General features: G+C 50.7%; 20 protein-coding genes and 1 tRNA gene. 12 read left to right on the top strand and 9 right to left on the bottom strand.

Annotated elements, in window-relative coordinates:
* The first annotated feature begins 186 nt into the window (after positions 1–186).
* Complete coding sequence (locus tag HMPREF3119_RS04615) at positions 187–1,500, top strand: CitMHS family transporter (RefSeq protein WP_070578669.1); 1,314 nt, start codon at positions 187–189, stop codon at positions 1,498–1,500.
* 64 nt (positions 1,501–1,564) lie between these two features.
* On the opposite strand, the gene HMPREF3119_RS04610 is transcribed toward HMPREF3119_RS04615, so the two are convergent.
* Both HMPREF3119_RS04610 and ghrA read right to left on the bottom strand, forming a co-directional pair.
* Complete coding sequence (locus HMPREF3119_RS04610) at positions 1,565–2,125, bottom strand: TorD/DmsD family molecular chaperone (RefSeq protein ID WP_070578666.1); 561 nt, start codon at positions 2,123–2,125, stop codon at positions 1,565–1,567.
* A 63-nt stretch (positions 2,126–2,188) separates the two neighbouring features.
* On the bottom strand, positions 2,189–3,130 hold the full coding sequence (gene ghrA / locus HMPREF3119_RS04605; RefSeq protein ID WP_070578663.1) for a glyoxylate/hydroxypyruvate reductase GhrA: 942 nt from the start codon (positions 3,128–3,130) through the stop codon (positions 2,189–2,191).
* A 336-nt stretch (positions 3,131–3,466) separates the two neighbouring features.
* Here ghrA and HMPREF3119_RS04595 point away from each other — a divergent pair.
* The 3 genes from HMPREF3119_RS04595 (at position 3,467) to HMPREF3119_RS04585 (ending at position 6,076) form a co-directional block, all read left to right on the top strand.
* Positions 3,467–3,556 (top strand) — tRNA-Ser (locus tag HMPREF3119_RS04595).
* Between the two features lie 267 nt (positions 3,557–3,823).
* Complete coding sequence (gene dauA / locus HMPREF3119_RS04590; protein WP_070578660.1) at positions 3,824–5,545, top strand: C4-dicarboxylic acid transporter DauA; 1,722 nt, start codon at positions 3,824–3,826, stop codon at positions 5,543–5,545.
* An 81-nt stretch (positions 5,546–5,626) separates the two neighbouring features.
* Positions 5,627–6,076 carry a methyltransferase family protein gene (locus tag HMPREF3119_RS04585; protein WP_036417588.1) on the top strand — a complete coding sequence of 150 codons (450 nt, stop codon included), beginning with the start codon at positions 5,627–5,629 and terminating at the stop codon, positions 6,074–6,076.
* A gap of 7 nt (positions 6,077–6,083) precedes the next feature.
* On the opposite strand, the gene HMPREF3119_RS04580 is transcribed toward HMPREF3119_RS04585, so the two are convergent.
* The 6 genes from HMPREF3119_RS04580 to hemA all read right to left on the bottom strand — a co-directional run bounded on the left by HMPREF3119_RS04580 (position 6,084) and on the right by hemA (position 11,931).
* Positions 6,084–6,986 (bottom strand): tRNA modification radical SAM protein MnmL/YtqA, encoded by a 903-nt coding sequence (locus tag HMPREF3119_RS04580; protein ID WP_070578658.1) that lies wholly within the window; start codon positions 6,984–6,986, stop codon positions 6,084–6,086.
* A gap of 6 nt (positions 6,987–6,992) precedes the next feature.
* Positions 6,993–7,844: a 3-deoxy-8-phosphooctulonate synthase gene (gene kdsA, locus HMPREF3119_RS04575; protein ID WP_004237321.1), complete on the bottom strand. Its 852-nt coding sequence runs from the start codon at positions 7,842–7,844 to the stop codon at positions 6,993–6,995.
* A gap of 66 nt (positions 7,845–7,910) precedes the next feature.
* A complete protein-coding gene (gene sirB1, locus HMPREF3119_RS04570; protein ID WP_004237322.1) occupies positions 7,911–8,717 on the bottom strand; it encodes an invasion regulator SirB1 in 807 nt (268 codons plus the stop codon).
* Entirely contained in the window at positions 8,714–9,550 is an 837-nt protein-coding gene (gene prmC / locus HMPREF3119_RS04565) for a peptide chain release factor N(5)-glutamine methyltransferase (protein WP_004237323.1), read from the bottom strand. Before prmC ends, sirB1 begins: the two co-directional genes overlap by 4 nt.
* On the bottom strand, positions 9,550–10,632 hold the full coding sequence (gene prfA, locus HMPREF3119_RS04560) for a peptide chain release factor 1 (protein ID WP_004237324.1): 1,083 nt from the start codon (positions 10,630–10,632) through the stop codon (positions 9,550–9,552). The genes prmC and prfA overlap by 1 nt, the downstream gene beginning before the upstream one ends.
* A 36-nt stretch (positions 10,633–10,668) precedes the next feature.
* Positions 10,669–11,931, bottom strand: a complete 1,263-nt coding sequence (hemA, locus tag HMPREF3119_RS04555; protein WP_036414691.1) for a glutamyl-tRNA reductase — start codon at positions 11,929–11,931, stop codon at positions 10,669–10,671.
* Positions 11,932–12,211: 280 nt separating this feature from the next.
* Between hemA and lolB the strand changes: the two genes are divergently transcribed.
* The 3 genes from lolB (at position 12,212) to prs (ending at position 14,725) form a co-directional block, all read left to right on the top strand.
* Positions 12,212–12,841: a lipoprotein insertase outer membrane protein LolB gene (gene lolB / locus HMPREF3119_RS04550; protein WP_004239473.1), complete on the top strand. Its 630-nt coding sequence runs from the start codon at positions 12,212–12,214 to the stop codon at positions 12,839–12,841.
* Positions 12,826–13,701, top strand: a complete 876-nt coding sequence (gene ispE, locus HMPREF3119_RS04545; protein WP_070578655.1) for a 4-(cytidine 5'-diphospho)-2-C-methyl-D-erythritol kinase — start codon at positions 12,826–12,828, stop codon at positions 13,699–13,701. Before lolB ends, ispE begins: the two co-directional genes overlap by 16 nt.
* Before the next feature lie 76 nt (positions 13,702–13,777).
* Positions 13,778–14,725 (top strand): ribose-phosphate diphosphokinase, encoded by a 948-nt coding sequence (prs, locus tag HMPREF3119_RS04540; RefSeq protein WP_004239474.1) that lies wholly within the window; start codon positions 13,778–13,780, stop codon positions 14,723–14,725.
* A gap of 97 nt (positions 14,726–14,822) precedes the next feature.
* Here the strand turns inward: prs and HMPREF3119_RS04535 are convergent, their stop codons facing one another.
* Complete coding sequence (locus HMPREF3119_RS04535) at positions 14,823–15,092, bottom strand: stress-induced YchH family protein (protein WP_004237330.1); 270 nt, start codon at positions 15,090–15,092, stop codon at positions 14,823–14,825.
* A 303-nt stretch (positions 15,093–15,395) separates the two neighbouring features.
* Between HMPREF3119_RS04535 and pth the strand changes: the two genes are divergently transcribed.
* The 5 genes from pth to HMPREF3119_RS04520 all read left to right on the top strand — a co-directional run bounded on the left by pth (position 15,396) and on the right by HMPREF3119_RS04520 (position 19,198).
* On the top strand, positions 15,396–15,986 hold the full coding sequence (gene pth, locus HMPREF3119_RS04530; RefSeq protein WP_004239475.1) for an aminoacyl-tRNA hydrolase: 591 nt from the start codon (positions 15,396–15,398) through the stop codon (positions 15,984–15,986).
* Positions 15,987–16,091: 105 nt separating this feature from the next.
* On the top strand, positions 16,092–17,183 hold the full coding sequence (gene ychF / locus HMPREF3119_RS04525; RefSeq protein WP_004237332.1) for a redox-regulated ATPase YchF: 1,092 nt from the start codon (positions 16,092–16,094) through the stop codon (positions 17,181–17,183).
* Positions 17,184–17,792: 609 nt separating this feature from the next.
* On the top strand, positions 17,793–17,945 hold the full coding sequence (locus HMPREF3119_RS19355; RefSeq protein ID WP_159298426.1) for a hypothetical protein: 153 nt from the start codon (positions 17,793–17,795) through the stop codon (positions 17,943–17,945).
* A 31-nt stretch (positions 17,946–17,976) separates the two neighbouring features.
* The gene (locus tag HMPREF3119_RS18655) at positions 17,977–18,300 is read left to right on the top strand and encodes a helix-turn-helix domain-containing protein (protein ID WP_075206540.1); all 324 of its coding nucleotides are present in this window, start codon (positions 17,977–17,979) and stop codon (positions 18,298–18,300) included.
* Positions 18,269–19,198 carry a reverse transcriptase family protein gene (locus HMPREF3119_RS04520; protein ID WP_049241755.1) on the top strand — a complete coding sequence of 310 codons (930 nt, stop codon included), beginning with the start codon at positions 18,269–18,271 and terminating at the stop codon, positions 19,196–19,198. Before HMPREF3119_RS18655 ends, HMPREF3119_RS04520 begins: the two co-directional genes overlap by 32 nt.
* The last annotated feature ends 7 nt before the right edge of the window (positions 19,199–19,205 follow it).

The following is a 19,205-nucleotide window of genomic DNA, read 5'->3' as shown; positions in this document are numbered from 1 at the left end:
TAAAACAGAGTGAAACACTGATTTTTCTGCTGTTACAGATAAAATTAATTTGTGATTGAGCGCTTTTTTCTGAATCTGCAGGATTCTTTTTTGATGATATATTTCACAATTCATAAACATTTTTAACACTCATCTAATCTCTTTCAGTAACATCAGAAAATAACTATTCCGGATAAGGATCATCTGATGCTGACACTGATTGGACTGCTGATCATCATTTCTATTGTCGTTCTGCTGATGACAGGAAAAACCAGCCCTGTAATTGCCATGTCTGTTATTCCCCTGCTCGGCGCCCTGCTGGCCGGCTATTCCCTGCCTGAAATCACTGAATTTTTTGATTACGGCATCAAGAAAGTGGCCAGTGTCGCGGTGATGTTCCTGTTTGCCATTCTGTTTTTCAGCATTATGAAAGACCTGCATATCTTCAATCCGTTTATCCGTCTGATGATCGGGCTGACCTGGGGAAATGTGGTGATTGTGGCGATGGTCACAGCTCTGGTGGCAGCCGTTGTGCATCTCGACGGTTCCGGTGCGGCAACCTTTCTGATTATTATCCCGGCATTTCTGCCTATCTACCGGCGTCTGGGTATGAGCCCGTATCTGATGCTGCTGCTGATGTGTATGAGTATGGGGGTGATGAATATGGTGCCGTGGGGCGGACCGCTCGGCCGCGCTTCTGCTGTGACCGGTATTTCCGCTTCAGTCCTGTGGCAGCCGCTGATCCCGGTACAAATCATCGGTATTACCGCATCGGTGCTGGTTGCCGCGCTGTTTGGTCTGCGGGAGAAACGCCGTATCGCCCGGGCGGCACAATACGGCACCACACCGTATGAGCAGGATTCGCTTCTTCAATTGTATGATGAGGCGGATAACGAACACGGTACGGAAAAACCACAGCGCTTTCTGATTAATATCTCGCTGATCCTGCTGGCGATTCTGAGTCTGGCACTGGGGTGGCTCGCGGCACCGTATATCTTTATGCTGGCGCTCTCCGCCGCTCTCATTGTCAATTACCCGAAACCGAAAGATCAGGTGGCGGTGATTAACCATCATGCCCCGCAGGCGTTATCTATGGCAGCAATTATTCTTTCCGCCGGGGTATTCCTGGGGATTATGGATAAAGGCGGGATGCTGGAGTCAGTGGCGAAGGATCTGCTGATTATTATTCCGGGACATATGGCGGAGCAGTTCCACATTATTATCGGGATGATTGGTGTGCCGCTGGATATCTTTACCAGTACCGATGCCTATTACTTTGCCCTGCTGCCGATTGTCCGTGACGTGGTGGCATCCGCCGGTATTCCGCCTGCGGATGTGGTGTATGCCATGGCTATCGGTAATAACGCCGGAACCTTTGTCAGCCCGTTCTCACCGGCTGTGTGGCTGGCGGTGGGGATTGCCGGGGTGGATATGGGGCGGCATCTGCGCTACTCCTTCTTCTGGATCTGGCTGTTCAGCTTTATCACCCTGGCGGCAGGCTGGTTCCTCGGGCTGTTCTGAGCCGGATACAAAAAGCCCGGTCATCTGACCGGGCCTGAAAAATAATATGTGACAACGTCACACATTAATCATCGTTTTCGTCTTCTTCTGCGTCTTCTGTCAGCTCTTCATACAGCGCGGACAGTGCTTCACGGGTCAGAATAGCCAGGGTGCGGTAAAAGCCGTGCTGTGCATGTGACTCAACTTTCCCGAGAAATGCATCACTCCACGGCAGCAGATAGTCCGCAAACAGCGCCGTCTGCGCACTGACTTCATCTTCCTGTGCCTGATCTTCCAGCCAGGATGCCGCCAGCAGCAGAGACCCGAAACTGTCGGTTACCGCATCAGTCAGCGGCATCCCGCGCTCACTGAGAAACTGACGAACTTCACTTTCCGGCTCACCGGTATAGTCCGACCGGTGCTGAGCCACCGCCCCGTCAGCAAACAACTGCTGATAATCCGCTGCCAGTTCCGCACTGTCACAATGCTCAGCCAGCCGTGTCAGCAGTACATCCTGCTCCAGCGGCCAGTGGGCTTTCAGTTGCCCCTGCTTAATCATCGTCAGAACCGGTGCCAGTACGGGATCAGCCGGAGCGCGGTTAAACAGCGTTCCGAGCAGGCGGCAGACCAGTGAAAATTCATTCATACTTCAAATCCTTATTAACTGAGTTGCCGCTATTGTCCGGATTGTCCTTATTGCTGTAAAGAATTAATACCCCAGTTCCATATTCACCACGCCCTGCGGTGCTTCGCCCCGCTCAATCCGCTCAATATTGGCAACGATGGCTTTGATTGCCTCTGACGGAATGGTAAATGCAGCAATGTGCGGCGTGACATCCACCCGCGGGTGGGTCCAGAACGGGTGCATTTCCGGCAGCGGTTCGGTGGCGAACACATCCAGGCTGGCACCGGCAATCTGTCCGTCATCAATGGCTTCCAGTAAATCGTTATCCACCAGATGCGAACCGCGCGCCAGGTTAATCAGGTAAGAACTCTGCGGCAGCTTACTGAACAGTGACTGGTTGAGGATCCCTCTGGTCTGCGGTGTGTCCGGCAGCAGATTGATCAGCAGGCGGCTGTGGCTTAAGAATTCATCCAGTTGATCGTTGCCGTGGAAACTGGTCACGCCGGGGATCTGTTTTGGTGTCCGGCTCCAGCCATGGACTTTAAATCCGAATTCTGCCAGCTTTTCCGCCACGGAACGGCCGAGAACCCCGGTTCCCAGCACGCCGATTTCGAATTCATCAAATGTGAAAGCAGGCTGTGCTTTCCAGATACGCTGCTCCTGCTGGCGTTTATAAATGTCCATCTTGCGGAAGTACCACAGCGCCTTGGCAACCGCGTACTCCTGCATCTGCGCCCCCATCCCGGTATCTTCAAGGCGGATCACCGGCACCCCGGCAGGCAGTGTGCCCGGGTTTGCCTGTTCCTGTTTCAGAATGGCATCCACCCCGGCACCCAGCGCAAAGACCCCTTTCATGGTGGTCCGCCCGGCCAGACACTCACGCGGCGGTAACCACACCAGGGCATAATCCGCCGGCTGGTTATCACCCGGAACCCATTTGCGGATATCCGCCTGCGGCAGGTGTTTTTTCATGCCGTTGATCCACAGCTCAGAATCAAAAAAAGGATGGTAGAAAATAATATTCATGCGGCGCTCCTCTGTTTTTTTACCAGCCTGATAGGATTACGCAAAGAATTCAAGCCCCGGACAGATTTTCGTATCGTTAAAATGTTGTTATTGTTAACTGACCTGCATATTTTTCCGGCAGATGATTTTCCGCCGGAAAAAAATCAGCGGTTATTTTTCAGGCAGCCGGTACGCTGTTTTCAGCGGATTTGCTATGTTAATCACCAATATGCTGTTTTTTTGGTTAAACAAACGAAAAAACACATTTTTTTTCATGGCGTGTATTGACGGGTTACGTCGCTTCCCCTATAGTAGCGCCCCGTTGCAGCGAGATATCAACGCAACGAACAGTACCCCGGTGAGATGTCCGAGTGGCTGAAGGAGCACGCCTGGAAAGTGTGTATGCGCGAAAGTGCATCGAGGGTTCGAATCCCTCTCTCACCGCCATCTTAAGAGAAGAGCCTGCTGAGCAATCAGCAGGCTTTTTTCGTTTCTGCTTTTTCTTTTTTATGCTGCTATCCGGTCCGGCGGCAGAATATCCTGTTTTATTACACCTTAACTTCTTCATATTTTTGATTTTATTTTAATATCCGCTATTGTATACAGCGTCATTTGATGTATCTCAGCTAAATCTCTCCCTGTTTTGCGTAGACTAATGCGCGTTGGCGTCTCCCTATTTTTTTCATATGACTCAGAGGTGACAGTTGTCCGGAAATGAAAATTTCAACATTTAAAGGATTATCTCTTTTTACTGCATTAATTGACTCGTGCTGGAAACAGCCTTACTCCGTTTCCCGTCTGATAAAAGATACCATTGCAGGTATCACCGTCGGGATTATTGCTATCCCACTGGCCATGGCATTGGCTATCGGCAGTGGTGTGGCACCGCAATATGGCCTGTATACGGCCGCTATCGCCGGTATTGTGATTGCGGTGACCGGCGGCTCCCGTTTCAGTGTCTCCGGGCCGACCGCCGCGTTTGTGGTGATCCTCTACCCCGTATCCCAGCAGTTCGGGTTAGGCGGGCTACTGATAGCCACTCTGATGTCCGGGATTATCCTGCTGGCAATGGGTCTGGCGCGTTTCGGTAAACTCATTGAATATATTCCGATTTCTGTGGTGCTCGGCTTCACTTCAGGGATTGCGATCACTATCGCCACCATGCAGGTGAAAGACTTTTTTGGTCTGACCATGGCACATGTGCCGGAAAACTATGTTGATAAGGTGATTGCCCTTGTCAGAGCCATGCCGACCATCAATCTGTCAGATACCCTGATTGGCGTGACCACACTGCTGGTGCTGATCTACTGGCCGAAACTGAAACTTCGTCTGCCGGGACACCTTCCCGCTGTGATTGCCGGGATGCTGGTGATGCTGGTGCTGTCACTGTTCGGCATGGAAGCGGCCACCATCGGCTCCCGTTTCAGTTATACCCTGGCGGACGGTACACAGGGTGCGGGGATCCCGCCGATTCTGCCGCAGTTTATCCTGCCGTGGAATTTACCGACCCCGGACGGCAAAGAATTTGTGTTCAGCTGGGCCACCATTACCGCCCTGATGCCGGCAGCGTTTTCGATGGCAATGCTGGGCGCGATTGAATCGCTGCTCTGTGCGGTGGTGCTTGACGGTATGACCGGCAAAAAACATAACTCCAACGGCGAATTACTGGGTCAGGGACTGGGTAATATCACCGCACCGTTCTTCGGCGGCATTACCGCCACTGCTGCTATCGCCCGTTCGGCGGCTAACGTGCGTGCCGGTGCCACATCGCCGGTCTCTGCTATTATTCACTCTCTGCTGGTGCTGCTGACTCTGCTGATCCTGGCGCCGCTGCTTTCTTATCTGCCGCTGGCCGCGATGTCCGCTCTGCTGCTGATGGTGGCATGGAATATGAGTGAAGCGGCTAAAGTCATTGAACTTATCCGCCGCGCGCCGAAAGATGATATTATCGTGCTGCTGCTGTGCCTGAGCCTCACTGTGCTGTTTGATATGGTCATTGCTATCAGTGTCGGGATTGTGCTGGCCTCACTGCTGTTTATGCGCCGTATCGCCAATATGACGCGCCTGAGTGAGTCTTCCTATACCGATCACGACAAAGGGCTTCTGGTTGTCCGGGTTAACGGCCCGCTGTTCTTTGCCGCTGCCGAGCGGATTTTTGATGATCTGAAAGTCAAAAGTGCGGGATATCACACCATTGTAATGCAGTGGGATGCGGTGCCGGTACTTGATGCAGGCGGATTAAAAGCCTTCCGCCGTTTTATTGACGAAGCTGGTGTGGATACACACATCGTGGTCACCGATATTCCGTTCCAGCCGCTGAAAACCCTGGCACGGGCACGGATTGTCCCGGTTGAGAATAAAATCAGCTTTTACCCGTCGGTCAGTAAGGCACTGATTGAACTGGGGCTGATGGATGGTGTGACATCGGAGGCATGATAACCTCTGTAATCAGGCTATAATGAACAGAGCGGCGGGCGTAATGTCCGCCGTTTCTTTATCTGTTACCGGAGAAAAATCATGGCCGTATTCCGTCTTCCCTTTCTTAACTGGCTGATTATCAACGCCGTTGCAGCCATCTGGCTGTATGCCAAAGATGCACTGGTGATTCAGTTCAGCGGCTGGAGCGGCATTTTAGCCATATTGATCGGGCTGGAAAGTCTCGGCTGGATTGGTGCATCACTGGTGTATTTCCGCCGCCATAACACCACGCCGAACCCGCTCGGCGAAGCGACCCATCTCATCACCGGCGGACCGTTCCGTCTGTCACGCAATCCGGTCTACCTCGCGCTGACCACTGCCTGTATCGGCTTTGCTCTGCTGACCCACTCTTACTATTTTCTCATCGGCGGCCTTATTTTCTGGCTGATCACCGATCTGTTCAGCATCCCGCAGGAAGAAAAATTCCTTGCCGGAAAATTTAAACAGGAATGGGCGGCCTATTGCCAGCAGACACGGCGCTGGCTGTAATTCACGCTCAGATTGCGCTGCCCTGGCCGCCGTTTGCCAGCAGATACTGCCACAGGCCGTTCATGCCGAGCCAGCGGTTGCTGCACCAGTCCGGTGCCAGTAAGGTCGGACGCCGTGCGCTGGCGCAGATGCGGTGATAAATGACATCCGGCGGTGTGTGGCGGATCATCTCTCCTGCGGTGGCGACATACTCTTCGAGGGAAATGGTGGGCAAGCGCCCTGCCCGCCAGGCTTTTGCCATCGTGCTGCCTTCCACAATATGCAGCGGATGCAGTTTGATGCCTTCAACGCCGGTCTCCAGCACACGCTCAAGTGTGATGAGATTATCGGCTGCGGTTTCTCCCGGCAGACCGGTGATCAGATGACAACACACTTTCAACCCGCGTTCACGGGCGGCCCGGGTGGTAGCCTGATAACAGGCAAAATCATGACCGCGGTTGATACGTTTCAGGGTTTTATCATGGGCGGTCTGTAATCCCAGTTCCAGCCATACCTCATAGCCCTGCTGCTGATAGCTTTGCAGCAGCTCCAGCACCGCCTCCGGCACACAGTCCGGCCGCGTACCGACACACAATCCCACCACATCGGCCTGAGTCAGTGCGGATTCATACATCTCACGCAGCAGTTCAACTTCCGCGTAGGTGCTGGTATAGGCCTGGAAATAGGCAAGATAACGTTTGGCACGGGTGATTTTGCCGGACTGCTGGCTCAGTTGCTCCTCAATGGAATCATACTGTGCATTTTCATCCGCAAAAGAAGCCACATTACAGAAGGTACAACCGCCGCGCCCGAGGGTGCCGTCACGGTTAGGGCAGCTGAAGCCGCCGTGGAGGGTGATTTTATGGATTTTTTCGCCATAACGGCGCTGAAGATCAGCGCCGAACATGTTAACGACTGTGTAAAGCTGCATCGGAAATTATTCGGTATCCAGCTCAGGGAAGCTTTTCACCAGATCGTCGATAGCTTTAACCTGCTGCAGGAACGGCTCCAGTTTTGCCAGCGGCAGCGCGGAAGGACCATCACAACGGGCATTATCCGGGTCCGGATGTGCTTCCAGGAACAGACCGGCCAGGCCGACTGCCATCCCGGCGCGAGCCAGTTCAGCCACCTGACCACGGCGACCGCCGGATGCGGCACCAAACGGGTCGCGGCATTGCAGGGAGTGTGTGACATCGAAAATCACCGGGCAACCGCCGGAGGCTTTTTCCATCACTTTAAAGCCCAGCATATCCACAACCAGGTTGTCATAACCGAAGTTTGCACCGCGATCACATAAAATGATCTGGTCATTGCCGCCTTCACGGAATTTTTCCGCGATATTACCAACCTGCCCCGGGCTGATAAACTGCGGTTTTTTGATGTTAATGACCGCGCCGGTTTTCGCCATGGCTTCCACCAGGTCAGTCTGACGCGCCAGGAAGGCCGGTAACTGGATCACGTCCACCACGTCCGCCACCGGCTGTGCCTGCCAGGATTCGTGAACGTCGGTAATAATTTTCACACCGAAGGTTTTTTTCAGCTCTTCAAAAATCTTCATCCCTTCCTCAAGGCCCGGACCACGGTAAGAATTGATGGAAGAGCGGTTTGCCTTGTCAAAAGAGGCTTTGAAGACGTACGGAATATTCAGCTTCTGCGTGACAGTCACGTAATGTTCGCAGATTTTCATCGCCAGATCGCGGGATTCAAGGACGTTCATGCCGCCGAACAGAACAAACGGCAGCGCGTTGCCGACACGAATATCCCCGATAGATACGACTTTCTGTTGCATGGTATAACCTTTTGGCAGAGGCAATTAAATTGCGTTTATGAAAATATGTAAAACGATATCCGTTTATCAGTGCAGAACGATATGCTGCTGTTCGTAAGTGTGGATCTGCATTTTTATCATTTCAGATACCGGATCCTGCGGACATTGCTCAATAAAATAATTCAGATCGGAAACTGCAATATGGCTGCAGTCCAACTGGGCATAAATCAGCCCGCGATCACGGATTTCATACGGGTCATCCGGATCAAATAATAAAATGGTTTCGCTGACTTTCAGTGCCTGCTCCATTTTTTTCTCTTCCATCAGCGCGACTTTAATACTGTCGAGGTATTTGCGCACCACATGGCTGTTTTCGGCTTCTTCGAGATCATCCCCGGTCAGGTGATGCGCCGGGCTGACTGTGCCTTTAATCCAGACATCCAGCGTGTGCTGATCCAGCAGATCGCCGTTAATCGGGTTAATAAAGAGGGTTTCGTCATCGAGATCCGCCCGCAGAATCAGCTGGGTCGGGAAAACCACCGGCACAACCGGCAAACCGATGGCCTGTGCAATATGCAGGAACAGGATGCCGAGTGATACCGGCGAGCCGCGCTGAGTACGCAGCACATTATCCAGCCACAGCGTGTCAGACAGCGAATAAACGCCGCTGGCGCCGCTGAACTGCCATTTGTGGTAAAAGAGTGTGATCAGGGTCTGTAAACAGGTATGTTCGTCGGAATACGGCGGGAGGCGTTTACGGGTCTGACGGATAAGTTCATTGATGTGTGCTTCTGCCTTTTCCCGGTCAAAATCCGGACGGACAGTTTTTAACACTAACATAATGCCGCTCAGTAACGGCGCACCATTGAATTCAAAATCGGCAATGCTTTTCATTTCTCTTCCCGTTGACCTAAAGTAACCCGATCATTTCCGCCATAATCGCGGCGGGTTTCCACCCGGTAAAATCCGTTTTCCCGGAACAGTTCGCGGACAGCGTCTCCCTGCCGCCAGCCATGTTCCACAATCAGCCACCCGCCCGGTGTCAGATAATGAGCGGACTGCGCAGCGATTTCCGCCAGATCGGCCAGGCCGTTCTGCGGGGCGACCAGCGCACTGCGCGGCTCGAAACGGACATCCCCCTGCACCAGATGCTCATCATTCTCATCAATATATGGCGGGTTACTCACTATCATAGCAAATTGATGAATCGGCAGTGAAGCAAACCAGCGACTTTCTTTAAAGGTTGTATTCGTCAGCCCCAGACGGGCGGCATTGCGCTGTGCCAGCGCCACCGCATCCGGCTGGATATCCGCCCCGGTCACATGGCAATCCGGCCGTTCAGAGGCCAGTGCCAGCGCAATCGCGCCGGTGCCGGTACCGAGATCCAGAATATCGCAGGATGCTGCCGGTAACAATTCCAGCGCTGCCTCCACCAGACATTCGGTATCAGGACGCGGAATAAGTGTGGCGGGAGACACTTCCAGCGGCAGTGACCAAAACTCGCGCACACCGGTGATATACGCCACCGGCTCGCCCTGCTCCCGGCGGACAAGCAGCGCCTCAAGACGCTGCTGTTCATCCCCGCTGAGCGGGGTTTCATCAAAAGCAATAATGTAGCTGCGGGTTCGGCCGGTGACAAACGTCAGCAGGATTTCCGCATCCCGTTTCGGGCTGTCGCTGTGACTTAAACGGCTGACAGCCTCTGCCAGCCAGGTCCGGAACGTCATCAGTCCTGCTCAGACAGCGCGGCGAGCTGATCTGCCTGATATTCGTTCACCAGCGGCTGGATCAGTGCATCCAGCTTACCTTCCATGACCTCATCCAGACGGTACAGAGTCAGGTTGATACGGTGATCCGTCACCCGTCCCTGCGGGAAGTTATAGGTGCGGATCCGATCCGAACGGTCACCGGAACCCAGCAGGTTGCGGCGCTCAGAGGCTTCCGCCTCATGACGGCGGGACTCTTCCGCCGCTTTGATTCGTGCGGCCAGCACCGAGAGTGCTTTGGCTTTGTTTTTGTGCTGCGAACGCTCGTCCTGGCACTCCACCACAATCCCGGTCGGAATATGAGTGATACGGATAGCGGAATCCGTGGTGTTAACGTGCTGACCACCGGCCCCGGATGAACGGAAGGTATCAATGCGCAGATCCGCCGGGTTGATATCCGGCAGTTCCGCTTCCGGGACTTCCGCCAGCACCGCGACAGTACAGGCTGAAGTGTGAATACGGCCCTGGGATTCGGTTTCCGGCACACGCTGCACGCGGTGGCCGCCGGATTCAAATTTCAGGTTACCGTAGGCATTTTCACCAGTGACTCTGAAAATAATCTCTTTATATCCGCCGTGCTCGCCGTCGTTACTGTTCATGATCTCAATCCGCCAGCGGCGTGATTCCGCATAACGGCTGTACATACGGAACAGATCACCGGCAAACAGCGCCGCTTCATCGCCGCCGGTGCCCGCACGGACTTCCAGGAAGCAGTTGCGTTCATCATCCGGATCTTTCGGCAGTAATAAGACCTGTAATTCCTGTTCTAAGGTTTCATTCCGCAGTTTTGCGTCTTTCAGCTCTTCCTGTGCCATTTCCTTCATTTCAGGATCATCAAGAAGCATTTGGGCGGTGTCGATATCATCCTGAATGGTCTGCCAGGCTTCAAAACATTTCGCAACGTCAGTCAGCTGCGCATATTCTTTCGACAAGGCACGGAATTTATTCTGATCAGCGATAACATCGGCGTCCGCTAGGTGCGCCTGAATTTCTTCATAACGTTCTTTCAATGCTTCCAGTTTTGCGACAATAGAAGGCTTCATTCGTAGTCTGCTACCTTAAAAAATATATAGAGGAAGTTAATGATGCTCCAGCCCGAGGCTGTCGCGTAACAGAGTCAGACGACCGGTATCACCGTCACCGGCGGCCTGCTGAAGTGATTTGGTTGGTGCGTGGATCAGGCGGTTGGTCAGCTGCTGAGACATCTGGTTGATAACCTCTTCCGGGTCATGCCCCTGCTGAATCAGTGCCACGGCTTTTGCGGCCATGGCAGCGCGGATCTCTTCGGCCTGTTCGCGGTATTCGCGGATCGTATTGACTGCGCTCTGGGCACGCAGCCATTCCATAAAGTGCCCGCTTTCCTGCACCACAATGGATTCCGCCTGTTGTGCCGCCACCTGGCGCTGCGCCAGATTGTGCTCAATAATCGCCTCAAGATCATCCACAGTGTAGAGATAAACGTTACTGAGTTTTTCCACATCGGCTTCGATATCACGGGGAACCGCAATATCCACCAGCAGCATCGGGCGGTTACGGCGCGCTTTCAGGGCGCGTTCCACCATACCTTTACCGATAATCGGCAACGGGCTGGCCGTGGAGCTGATAACAATATCCGCTTCCGCCAGCCGGCTGTCGATTTCCGGCAGTGTGATCACCTCTGCATTGACTTCCTGCGCCAGCACGCGGGCCCGCTCGCGGGTACGGTTGGCGATCATCATGTGTTTTACGCCGTGCTCGTTCAGGTGACGGGCCACCAGCTCGATGGTTTCCCCCGCCCCGACCAGCAGGATATTCAGTCTGGATAAGGATTCGAAAATCTGACGCGCCAGGGTACAGGCGGCAAACGCCACCGATACCGCATTGGCACCGATGTCGGTTTCAGTACGCACCCGTTTGGCGACAGAGAAAGATTTCTGGAACAGGCGTTCCAGTTCACGGGAAAGTGAACGGTATGTCTGTGACTGAGCAAAGGCTTTTTTGACCTGCCCCAGGATCTGCGGCTCGCCGAGCACCAGGGAATCCAGCCCGCTGGCCACCCGCATCAGATGACTGACAGCTTCATTATCCTGATGCCAGTAAAGGCTGGACATCAGTTCCTGCGGGTTGATGTTGTGATAGCGGCACAGCCAGTCAATCAGCTGATCGCGCTGATTATTCTGTTCATCCACACTGAGATAGATTTCTGTCCGGTTGCAGGTAGACAGCACAACGCCGCCGCTCACGGACGGTTGTTCGAGCAGATTGGTTAATGCCGCTTCCATGCTGTCCGGTGAGAAAGTCACTTTCTCACGTAAGGCAACAGGTGCGGTTTTATGGTTAATGCCGAGAGCTAATAGAGTCATATCCTGCAATACAGACCGGGGTAAGTGTGTAAAATACCGGTTAAGTATACCGGAAATCAACACCCTTACTAAGGATAACTGCATGCATTTTAGCAGCCGATCCCGCGCAATTAAAGCGTTAAACGGGAAACAGTGATAATAAGCACGTAATGCGGTGCGCAACAGGCCGTGTCAGCCGGGCGGATAATTGCGTAAATCAGCGTAAGAGAGGTAGGAAACAGCCACTGAAACAGGCACAATACTGTTATTGCTTTTATAAGTTGTTAAAGGAAATTACAACGTGGCCTCTATTCAATTACCGCGCTTTATCCGGCTTCTGCCTCTGTGCAGCCTGATACTTGCCGCCTGTACCCTGCCCGACAATACAGAGAAAGGCGATGTTTCCGCCACCTCTGCCGGCTGGAAAGCACAGACAGAACAGATAAATCAGTTACAGCGTTATCAGACGCGCGGCTCGTTTGCCTACATCGGTACCACCCAGAAAACCTATGCCCGTTTCTTCTGGCAGCAGTATTCCCCGGACAACTACAAACTGCTGCTCACCAACCCGGTCGGCAGCACCGAGCTGGAACTGATTGTCAAAGACGGCCAGACCCAACTGACCGACAACAAAGGCCAGAAATATTACAGTGATGATCCGGACAGCATGATTTACCAGCTGACCGGTATGACCATCCCGATGGAAAATCTGCGTCAGTGGATTGTCGGCCTGCCGGGTGATGCGCAGTCCTATGCCATCAGCAATCAGTATCACCTGAAAGCGCTGAGCTGGGCTCAGGGCATGGAAAAGTGGAAAGTCACTTATCAGTCCTATGATGAGAAAGTCTCCCCGCAACTGCCGAACCGCCTGGATATCGAACAGGGTGATAACCGCATCAAGCTGAAAATGGATTCATGGACACTCAACTGACATCACTGACCTGGCCGTCCCCCGCCAAGCTGAACCTGTTTTTATATATCACAGGCCGCCGCGCGGACGGCTATCACACGCTGCAAACCCTGTTTCAGTTTCTGGATTATGGTGACAGTGTCACAATTACGCCGCGCACTGACGGTGAAATTCGTCTGCTGACCCCGCTTGCCGGCGTACCGGATAAGCAAAATCTGGTGATCCGCGCCGCCCGCCTGTTACAGAATTATGCCCGTGAGCATCAGCTGACAGCGGATTTACCCGGTGCGGATATTGCCGTTGAAAAAATTCTGCCGATGGGTGGCGGTATCGGTGGCGGTTCCTCCAATGCGGCCACAGTGCTTATCGCCCTTAACTATCACTGGCGGTTACAGTTACCCGACGAAACGCTTGCAGAGCTGGGTGTGATGCTCGGTGCGGATGTCCCGGTATTTGTCCGGGGCCACGCGGCAATTGCTGAAGGAATAGGCGAAATTCTGCACCCTGCGTCTCCGCCGGAACGCTGGTATCTGGTTGCACACCCCGGAATTTCGGTTCCGACACCGCTTATCTTCACAGATCCGCAATTAATTCGCGACACGCCGATCCGCTCTCTGGCCGCATTATTACAGGCTCCGTACGCAAATGACTGTGAACCGATTGCAAGAAAACGTTTTCGTGAGGTTGATTGCCTTCTTTCCTGGCTGCTACAATATACTCCGTCACGCCTGACCGGTACGGGTGCATGTGTGTTCGGAGAGTTCGAAAACCAGGCAGCCGCCCGACAGGTGTTAATTAACGCGCCGGCGTGGGTGAAGGGCTTTGTGGCACGTGGTGTCAACATTTCGCCGCTTCATCAGTTCCGCGCTGGTCTACTGTAATTGCCCCTGATTCCGTCTCCGGACGCTTTCAGGTTCACAATTCAATCTCTCTGGACGCATGCCTGAGGTTTTTCTCGTGCCTGATATGAAGCTTTTTGCTGGTAACGCCATCCCGGAACTAGCACAACGTGTTGCCAACCGCCTGTACACTAACCTCGGAGACGCTGCGATCGGTCGTTTCAGCGACGGTGAAGTCAGTGTTCAAATCAATGAAAACGTGCGTGGTGGTGATGTTTTCATCATCCAGTCCACCTGTGCGCCAACTAACGATAACCTGATGGAACTGGTTGTCATGGTTGATGCACTGCGCCGTGCTTCTGCGGGTCGTATCACTGCTGTTATCCCGTATTTCGGCTATGCCCGTCAGGATCGCCGCGTCCGCTCAACGCGTGTGCCAATCACCGCGAAAGTGGTCGCTGACTTCCTCTCAAGTGTGGGTGTTGACCGTGTGCTGACAGTGGATCTTCACGCTGAGCAGATTCAGGGCTTCTTCGATGTCCCGGTTGATAACGTCTTCGGCAGCCCAATTCTGCTGGAAGATATGCTGCAGAAAGATCTGGACAACCCGATTGTGGTTTCTCCGGATATCGGTGGTGTGGTCCGTGCCCGTGCGATCGCCAAACTGCTGAACGACACTGATATGGCTATCATCGACAAACGCCGCCCGCGTGCGAACGTTTCTCAGGTGATGCATATCATCGGTGATGTTGCCGGTCGTGACTGTGTACTGGTTGACGATATGATCGATACCGGGGGCACGCTGTGCAAAGCTGCGGAAGCACTGAAAGAACGTGGTGCGAAACGTGTGTTTGCATACGCAACTCACCCTATCTTCTCCGGCAACGCGGTCAACAATATCCGTGATTCTGTGATTGATGAAGTGATTGTCTGTGACACCATTCCGTTATCAGCGGAAATCAAAGCACTGAATAAAGTCCGTTCTCTGACTTTATCCGGAATGCTGGCAGAAGCCATCCGCCGTATCAGTAATGAAGAGTCTATCTCCGCGATGTTCGAACACTGATTTCATAATCAGTATACACATTGCGTGCTTAAACCCGTTGTGAAGACAACGGGTTTTTTGTTGGCAGGCATTTTAACCGTTAGCGATAATATTTCGTTTACGGCATCCGGCGGCGGTAGCGGCTGTGGAAATGACGCAGCCAGTAATATTTATCCGCAATGGATTCACGGCGCCCGCTCAGACCGGCTCCGCCCAGCCACACCAAGGCACCGATAAAGATCCCCATCAGGGAGGCTTCGGAATAGATATCCGGTAAAGGAAGTGCAAAAATAAGGACACCGACAGTAAAGGCCATACTGCCGACCATCAACAGCATACCGACAACCATCAGCAGGTTACCGAGCAATAAGGATAATTTACGTTTCATAGGGACCTCCGCCACTCTTTTGTCTGCTAACAACTCAAAGTACGAAAGTAGGAATTCCTTCTTGACATAGATTATAGCCCGAATTGATACGTATATGTTGCGTATGAGATCACATAGACCAAAAATAAAACTTTTTATTTGGCTTATTGTGCCAAAAAGCGAAACTTAATAATTCATCGCTAAATTATTGCACAAATAGTCACATCCGTCCGCGAAGGACGTTTCTTTTGTACTCCGCGCGGGTGACGGGTAGAATAGCCCTCTTTGCAGTCAAAACCTGCCTGAACAACAAGTGATACAAGTGTGAGCCAGATAAAATTAATTGTGGGGCTGGCCAACCCCGGTGCGGAATACGCCCAAACCCGCCACAATGCCGGTGCCTGGTATGTGGATGAACTGGCCCGCCGTTATAATCAGTCATTAAAATCAGAAAGTAAGTTTTACGGTTATACCGCGCGTCTGAATATTCAGGGGAATGATGTCCGCCTGCTGGTACCGACCACCTTTATGAACCTGAGCGGCAAAGCAGTCGGTGCCCTCGCCGGTTTTTACCAGATTGCCCCGGATGAAATTCTGGTGGCACATGACGAGCTGGATCTCCCGCCCGGCGTGGCAAAAATGAAGCTCGGCGGCGGCAACGGCGGTCATAACGGTCTGAAAGATATCCAGAGCAAATTGGGTAACAACCCGAACTTTCATCGTCTGCGTATCGGCATCGGCCATCCGGGTGATAAAAGCAAAGTTGTCGGTTTTGTACTGGGCAAGCCCCCCGCCTCCGAACAACAACTGATTGATGAGACCATCGATGAAGCTGTGCGCTGCACCGATGTGCTGATGAAAGACGGCATGGCAAAAGCCATTTCACGTCTGCATACATTTAAAGCCGGTCAGTGAGCCGCAGGTATCGTCTGTTTATCCGTAACCGTGTATAATCGGCGGCAATATTTAACGTGCTTGCAGGCCGTTTTGGTCTGCTGTCATTTTTAAGGTGAAGAATTTATGGGTTTCAAATGTGGTATCGTCGGTCTGCCGAACGTCGGGAAATCAACGCTGTTTAACGCACTGACAAAAGCAGGTATTGAAGCGGCGAACTTTCCGTTCTGTACAATTGAGCCGAACACCGGCGTGGTGCCGATGCCGGATGCCCGTCTGGATGCACTGGCGGAAATCGTAAAACCACAGCGTATTCTGCCGACCACCATGGAATTCGTCGATATCGCCGGTCTGGTGAAAGGCGCCTCCAAAGGTGAAGGTCTGGGTAACCAGTTCCTGACCAACATCCGTGAAACAGAAGCTATCGGCCACGTTGTCCGCTGCTTTGACGATGATAACATTGTTCACGTTTCCGGCCGTGTTAACCCGGCAGAAGATATTGATACCATCAATACCGAACTGGCGCTGGCTGACCTCGACACCTGTGAACGTGCTATCCACCGTGTGCAGAAACGCGCCAAAGGCGGCGACAAAGACGCGAAACTGGAGCTGGAAGTACTGGAAAAATGCCTGCCGCTGCTGGAAAATGCACAGATGCTGCGCACACTGAACCTGAATAAAGAAGAAATGGGGGCGATCCGCTACCTGAGCTTCCTGACCCTGAAACCAACCATGTACATTGCCAACGTCAATGAAGATGGCTTTGAAAACAACCCGTATCTGGATCAGGTGCGTGAAATCGCAGAGAAAGAAGGTTCAGTTGTGGTGCCGGTATGCGCGGCAATCGAATCCGATATCGCTGAGCTGGAGGATGGTGACCGCGAAGAGTTTATGGCTGACCTCGGTATCGAAGAACCGGGCCTGAACCGCGTGATCCGCGCCGGTTACGCCCTGCTTAACCTGCAGACCTATTTCACCGCCGGTGTGAAAGAAGTCCGTGCATGGACTATCCCTGTCGGCGCAACCGCCCCGCAGGCAGCCGGTAAAATCCACACCGACTTTGAAAAAGGCTTTATCCGCGCCCAGACCATCGCATTTGAGGATTTCATCCAGTACAAAGGCGAACAAGGGGCAAAAGAAGCCGGTAAAATGCGCGCAGAAGGTAAAGATTACATTGTGAAAGACGGCGACGTACTGAATTTCCTGTTTAATGTGTGATGAGTTTCTATTGTCTCATTAGGGTTCTCTGAATCTCACAGAAATCAGGAAACACCAAAAATCCACGCAGTTGCGTGGATTTTTTGTTTTTGTGGTGTCTTCGTATCCTTCTCTACTGCACTATCAAAAATGAGTGCAGGAATAAGCATAAAACAAATTCATCTTATTTCAGTTTAAGTACAGTAGCGTTATGTTATAACAACATCTTCGATGGATAATGTCCACTATACAAAATCGGACAGATGATAATATCTTGATACGCAAGAAGTTCGCTAATAGCGAATTTTATTGACAGTTAGCGAACTTCTAGGATATATTATTTTTGCCATTATTGAAGAGAGAATCCGCCAGAAGTACATGAATAACTAGCCATCTAGTTATTCGCGGAAGGTAGTACATATCTTCCACTATTTAACCCCAGATGTTCGCCCATGGATGCAACCAGCGAAGCTAGCGCAGCAATATCTCGGCGAAGTATGTACTGGGTTATTGATTGTGATGGGCGACCATCACAATCAATATTGACAAGGGTTTACTGCTAAAAACTCTCAACCTTGATTAGGGCGAACCGAATGACAATAGTGTCTTCGGGAATCAAGGAGATAGTTTATGAAAAATAATAATGGTTTTTGGCAGGCACTTAAGGCTAACGTTGTTTCAAGGAAAGTTCGTACTGTTTGGAAACTAATAGTATGGCTCATTAAATTAGGATTAATGATTTTTAAACTCCTTGAATGGCTTGATAAACACCGTGAGTCTTAAGTGTGCCTAAGTTAAAAATAGAGGTAACCACATGATCAACAGAGCATTAAAGACAATTAGACTTTACCACAATTTAAAACAATCTGAATTAGCTGATAATTTATGTATATCAAAATCTTACTTATCGGAGATTGAATCTGGAAAAAAAACGGTTAGTTTTGATATGCTGGTAAAGTACTCACAAGAATTTAATATTCCAGTTTCATCCTTAGTTTTTCTCTCAGAAGAAATGAATACTTCCTCTAATAAAACATTTGCTAGTAAATTTCGCTCTATTTTTACTGAAAGAATATTTAAAATCATGGAATGGAGTATCGAAAGGAATGAAAGTAAAAAAACAAAAAATAAAAACTAAAGGGAAATCCTATCCTTTACAAGGATGTATATTCTATAAACTATCATCAAAAAAAAGGTTAGAAAAAATACTTTTCACCTCAATTAAAGAATTGCAGTTTCTATCTAATGATATTAATTATGTGCTTTTTTATGAAAAATCTGATATAAATAAAAAACGTTTGATCGAAAAACCTAATGAAAAACTTGATATTATTCATACCAGAATAGCAAGCCTTATTTCAAGAATAACTCAACCGCAGTATATGCATTCTGGTTTAATAGATAAATCCTATATTTCTAATGCAAAACAACATTTAGGAAAGAAGCCTACACTTACAACAGATATAAAGTCTTTTTTCCCATCAACTACACGTCAGAAAGTTTTTAATTTCTTCTATAAAAAATTATGTTGCTCCAGTGATATAGCAGATTTATTATCTCTTTTATGCACTATAAATAATCACATCCCTACTGGTAGTCGTATTAGCATGCCCCTAGCCTACTGGGCAAACGCTAATATGTTTAATAATCTCTATGCAATCTCTTGTGCAAATAATATTATAATGACTGTATATGTTGATGATATAACTTTTTCAGGTGAAAAAGTGAATAAACAATTTTTAAGTCGTGTGAAAAAAATAATTACATCAGAATCTCATATAATGCATCCAACTAAGACTATCCTATATAGTGGTACAGAAATAAAAAAAATCACAGGCGTTATAATCTCTAACGATAAATTAAAGGTACCAAACTCTCTGCATAATAAAATTTATTTGGATATAGAGGAATGGAAGTCTCTTGATAATAATGAAAACACAGCAGTAAAGAATCGCTTACTTGGGAGAGTATATGCTGCTGCTAATATTGACAATCGCTTTAAAGATAAAGCGAGAACAATAAAGAAATATGTATAAATCATTC

Source organism: Morganella sp. HMSC11D09, assembly GCF_001807955.1.
GTDB lineage: Bacteria > Pseudomonadota > Gammaproteobacteria > Enterobacterales > Enterobacteriaceae > Morganella > Morganella morganii.
Note: the sequence above shows the minus strand (reverse complement) of the source record. Positions and strands in the feature narration are given on the sequence as shown.

Excerpts from the sequence above, each read along its gene's own strand:
- sirB1 (WP_004237322.1), bottom strand. The coding sequence starts at position 8,717 with ATGAAAAGCATTGCCGATTTTGAATTCAATGGTGCGCCGTTACTGAGC.
- HMPREF3119_RS04610 (WP_070578666.1), bottom strand. The coding sequence starts at position 2,125 with ATGAATGAATTTTCACTGGTCTGCCGCCTGCTCGGAACGCTGTTTAAC.
- HMPREF3119_RS18655 (WP_075206540.1), top strand. The coding sequence starts at position 17,977 with ATGATCAACAGAGCATTAAAGACAATTAGACTTTACCACAATTTAAAA.
- HMPREF3119_RS04580 (WP_070578658.1), bottom strand. The coding sequence starts at position 6,986 with ATGCAGCTTTACACAGTCGTTAACATGTTCGGCGCTGATCTTCAGCGC.
- hemA (WP_036414691.1), bottom strand. The coding sequence starts at position 11,931 with ATGACTCTATTAGCTCTCGGCATTAACCATAAAACCGCACCTGTTGCC.
- ghrA (WP_070578663.1), bottom strand. The coding sequence starts at position 3,130 with ATGAATATTATTTTCTACCATCCTTTTTTTGATTCTGAGCTGTGGATC.
- prmC (WP_004237323.1), bottom strand. The coding sequence starts at position 9,550 with ATGACGTTCCGGACCTGGCTGGCAGAGGCTGTCAGCCGTTTAAGTCAC.
- HMPREF3119_RS04615 (WP_070578669.1), top strand. The coding sequence starts at position 187 with ATGCTGACACTGATTGGACTGCTGATCATCATTTCTATTGTCGTTCTG.
- HMPREF3119_RS19355 (WP_159298426.1), top strand. The coding sequence starts at position 17,793 with ATGAAAAATAATAATGGTTTTTGGCAGGCACTTAAGGCTAACGTTGTT.
- ispE (WP_070578655.1), top strand. The coding sequence starts at position 12,826 with ATGGACACTCAACTGACATCACTGACCTGGCCGTCCCCCGCCAAGCTG.
- prfA (WP_004237324.1), bottom strand. The coding sequence starts at position 10,632 with ATGAAGCCTTCTATTGTCGCAAAACTGGAAGCATTGAAAGAACGTTAT.
- HMPREF3119_RS04535 (WP_004237330.1), bottom strand. The coding sequence starts at position 15,092 with ATGAAACGTAAATTATCCTTATTGCTCGGTAACCTGCTGATGGTTGTC.
- HMPREF3119_RS04520 (WP_049241755.1), top strand. The coding sequence starts at position 18,269 with ATGAAAGTAAAAAAACAAAAAATAAAAACTAAAGGGAAATCCTATCCT.
- HMPREF3119_RS04585 (WP_036417588.1), top strand. The coding sequence starts at position 5,627 with ATGGCCGTATTCCGTCTTCCCTTTCTTAACTGGCTGATTATCAACGCC.
- kdsA (WP_004237321.1), bottom strand. The coding sequence starts at position 7,844 with ATGCAACAGAAAGTCGTATCTATCGGGGATATTCGTGTCGGCAACGCG.
- dauA (WP_070578660.1), top strand. The coding sequence starts at position 3,824 with ATGAAAATTTCAACATTTAAAGGATTATCTCTTTTTACTGCATTAATT.
- ychF (WP_004237332.1), top strand. The coding sequence starts at position 16,092 with ATGGGTTTCAAATGTGGTATCGTCGGTCTGCCGAACGTCGGGAAATCA.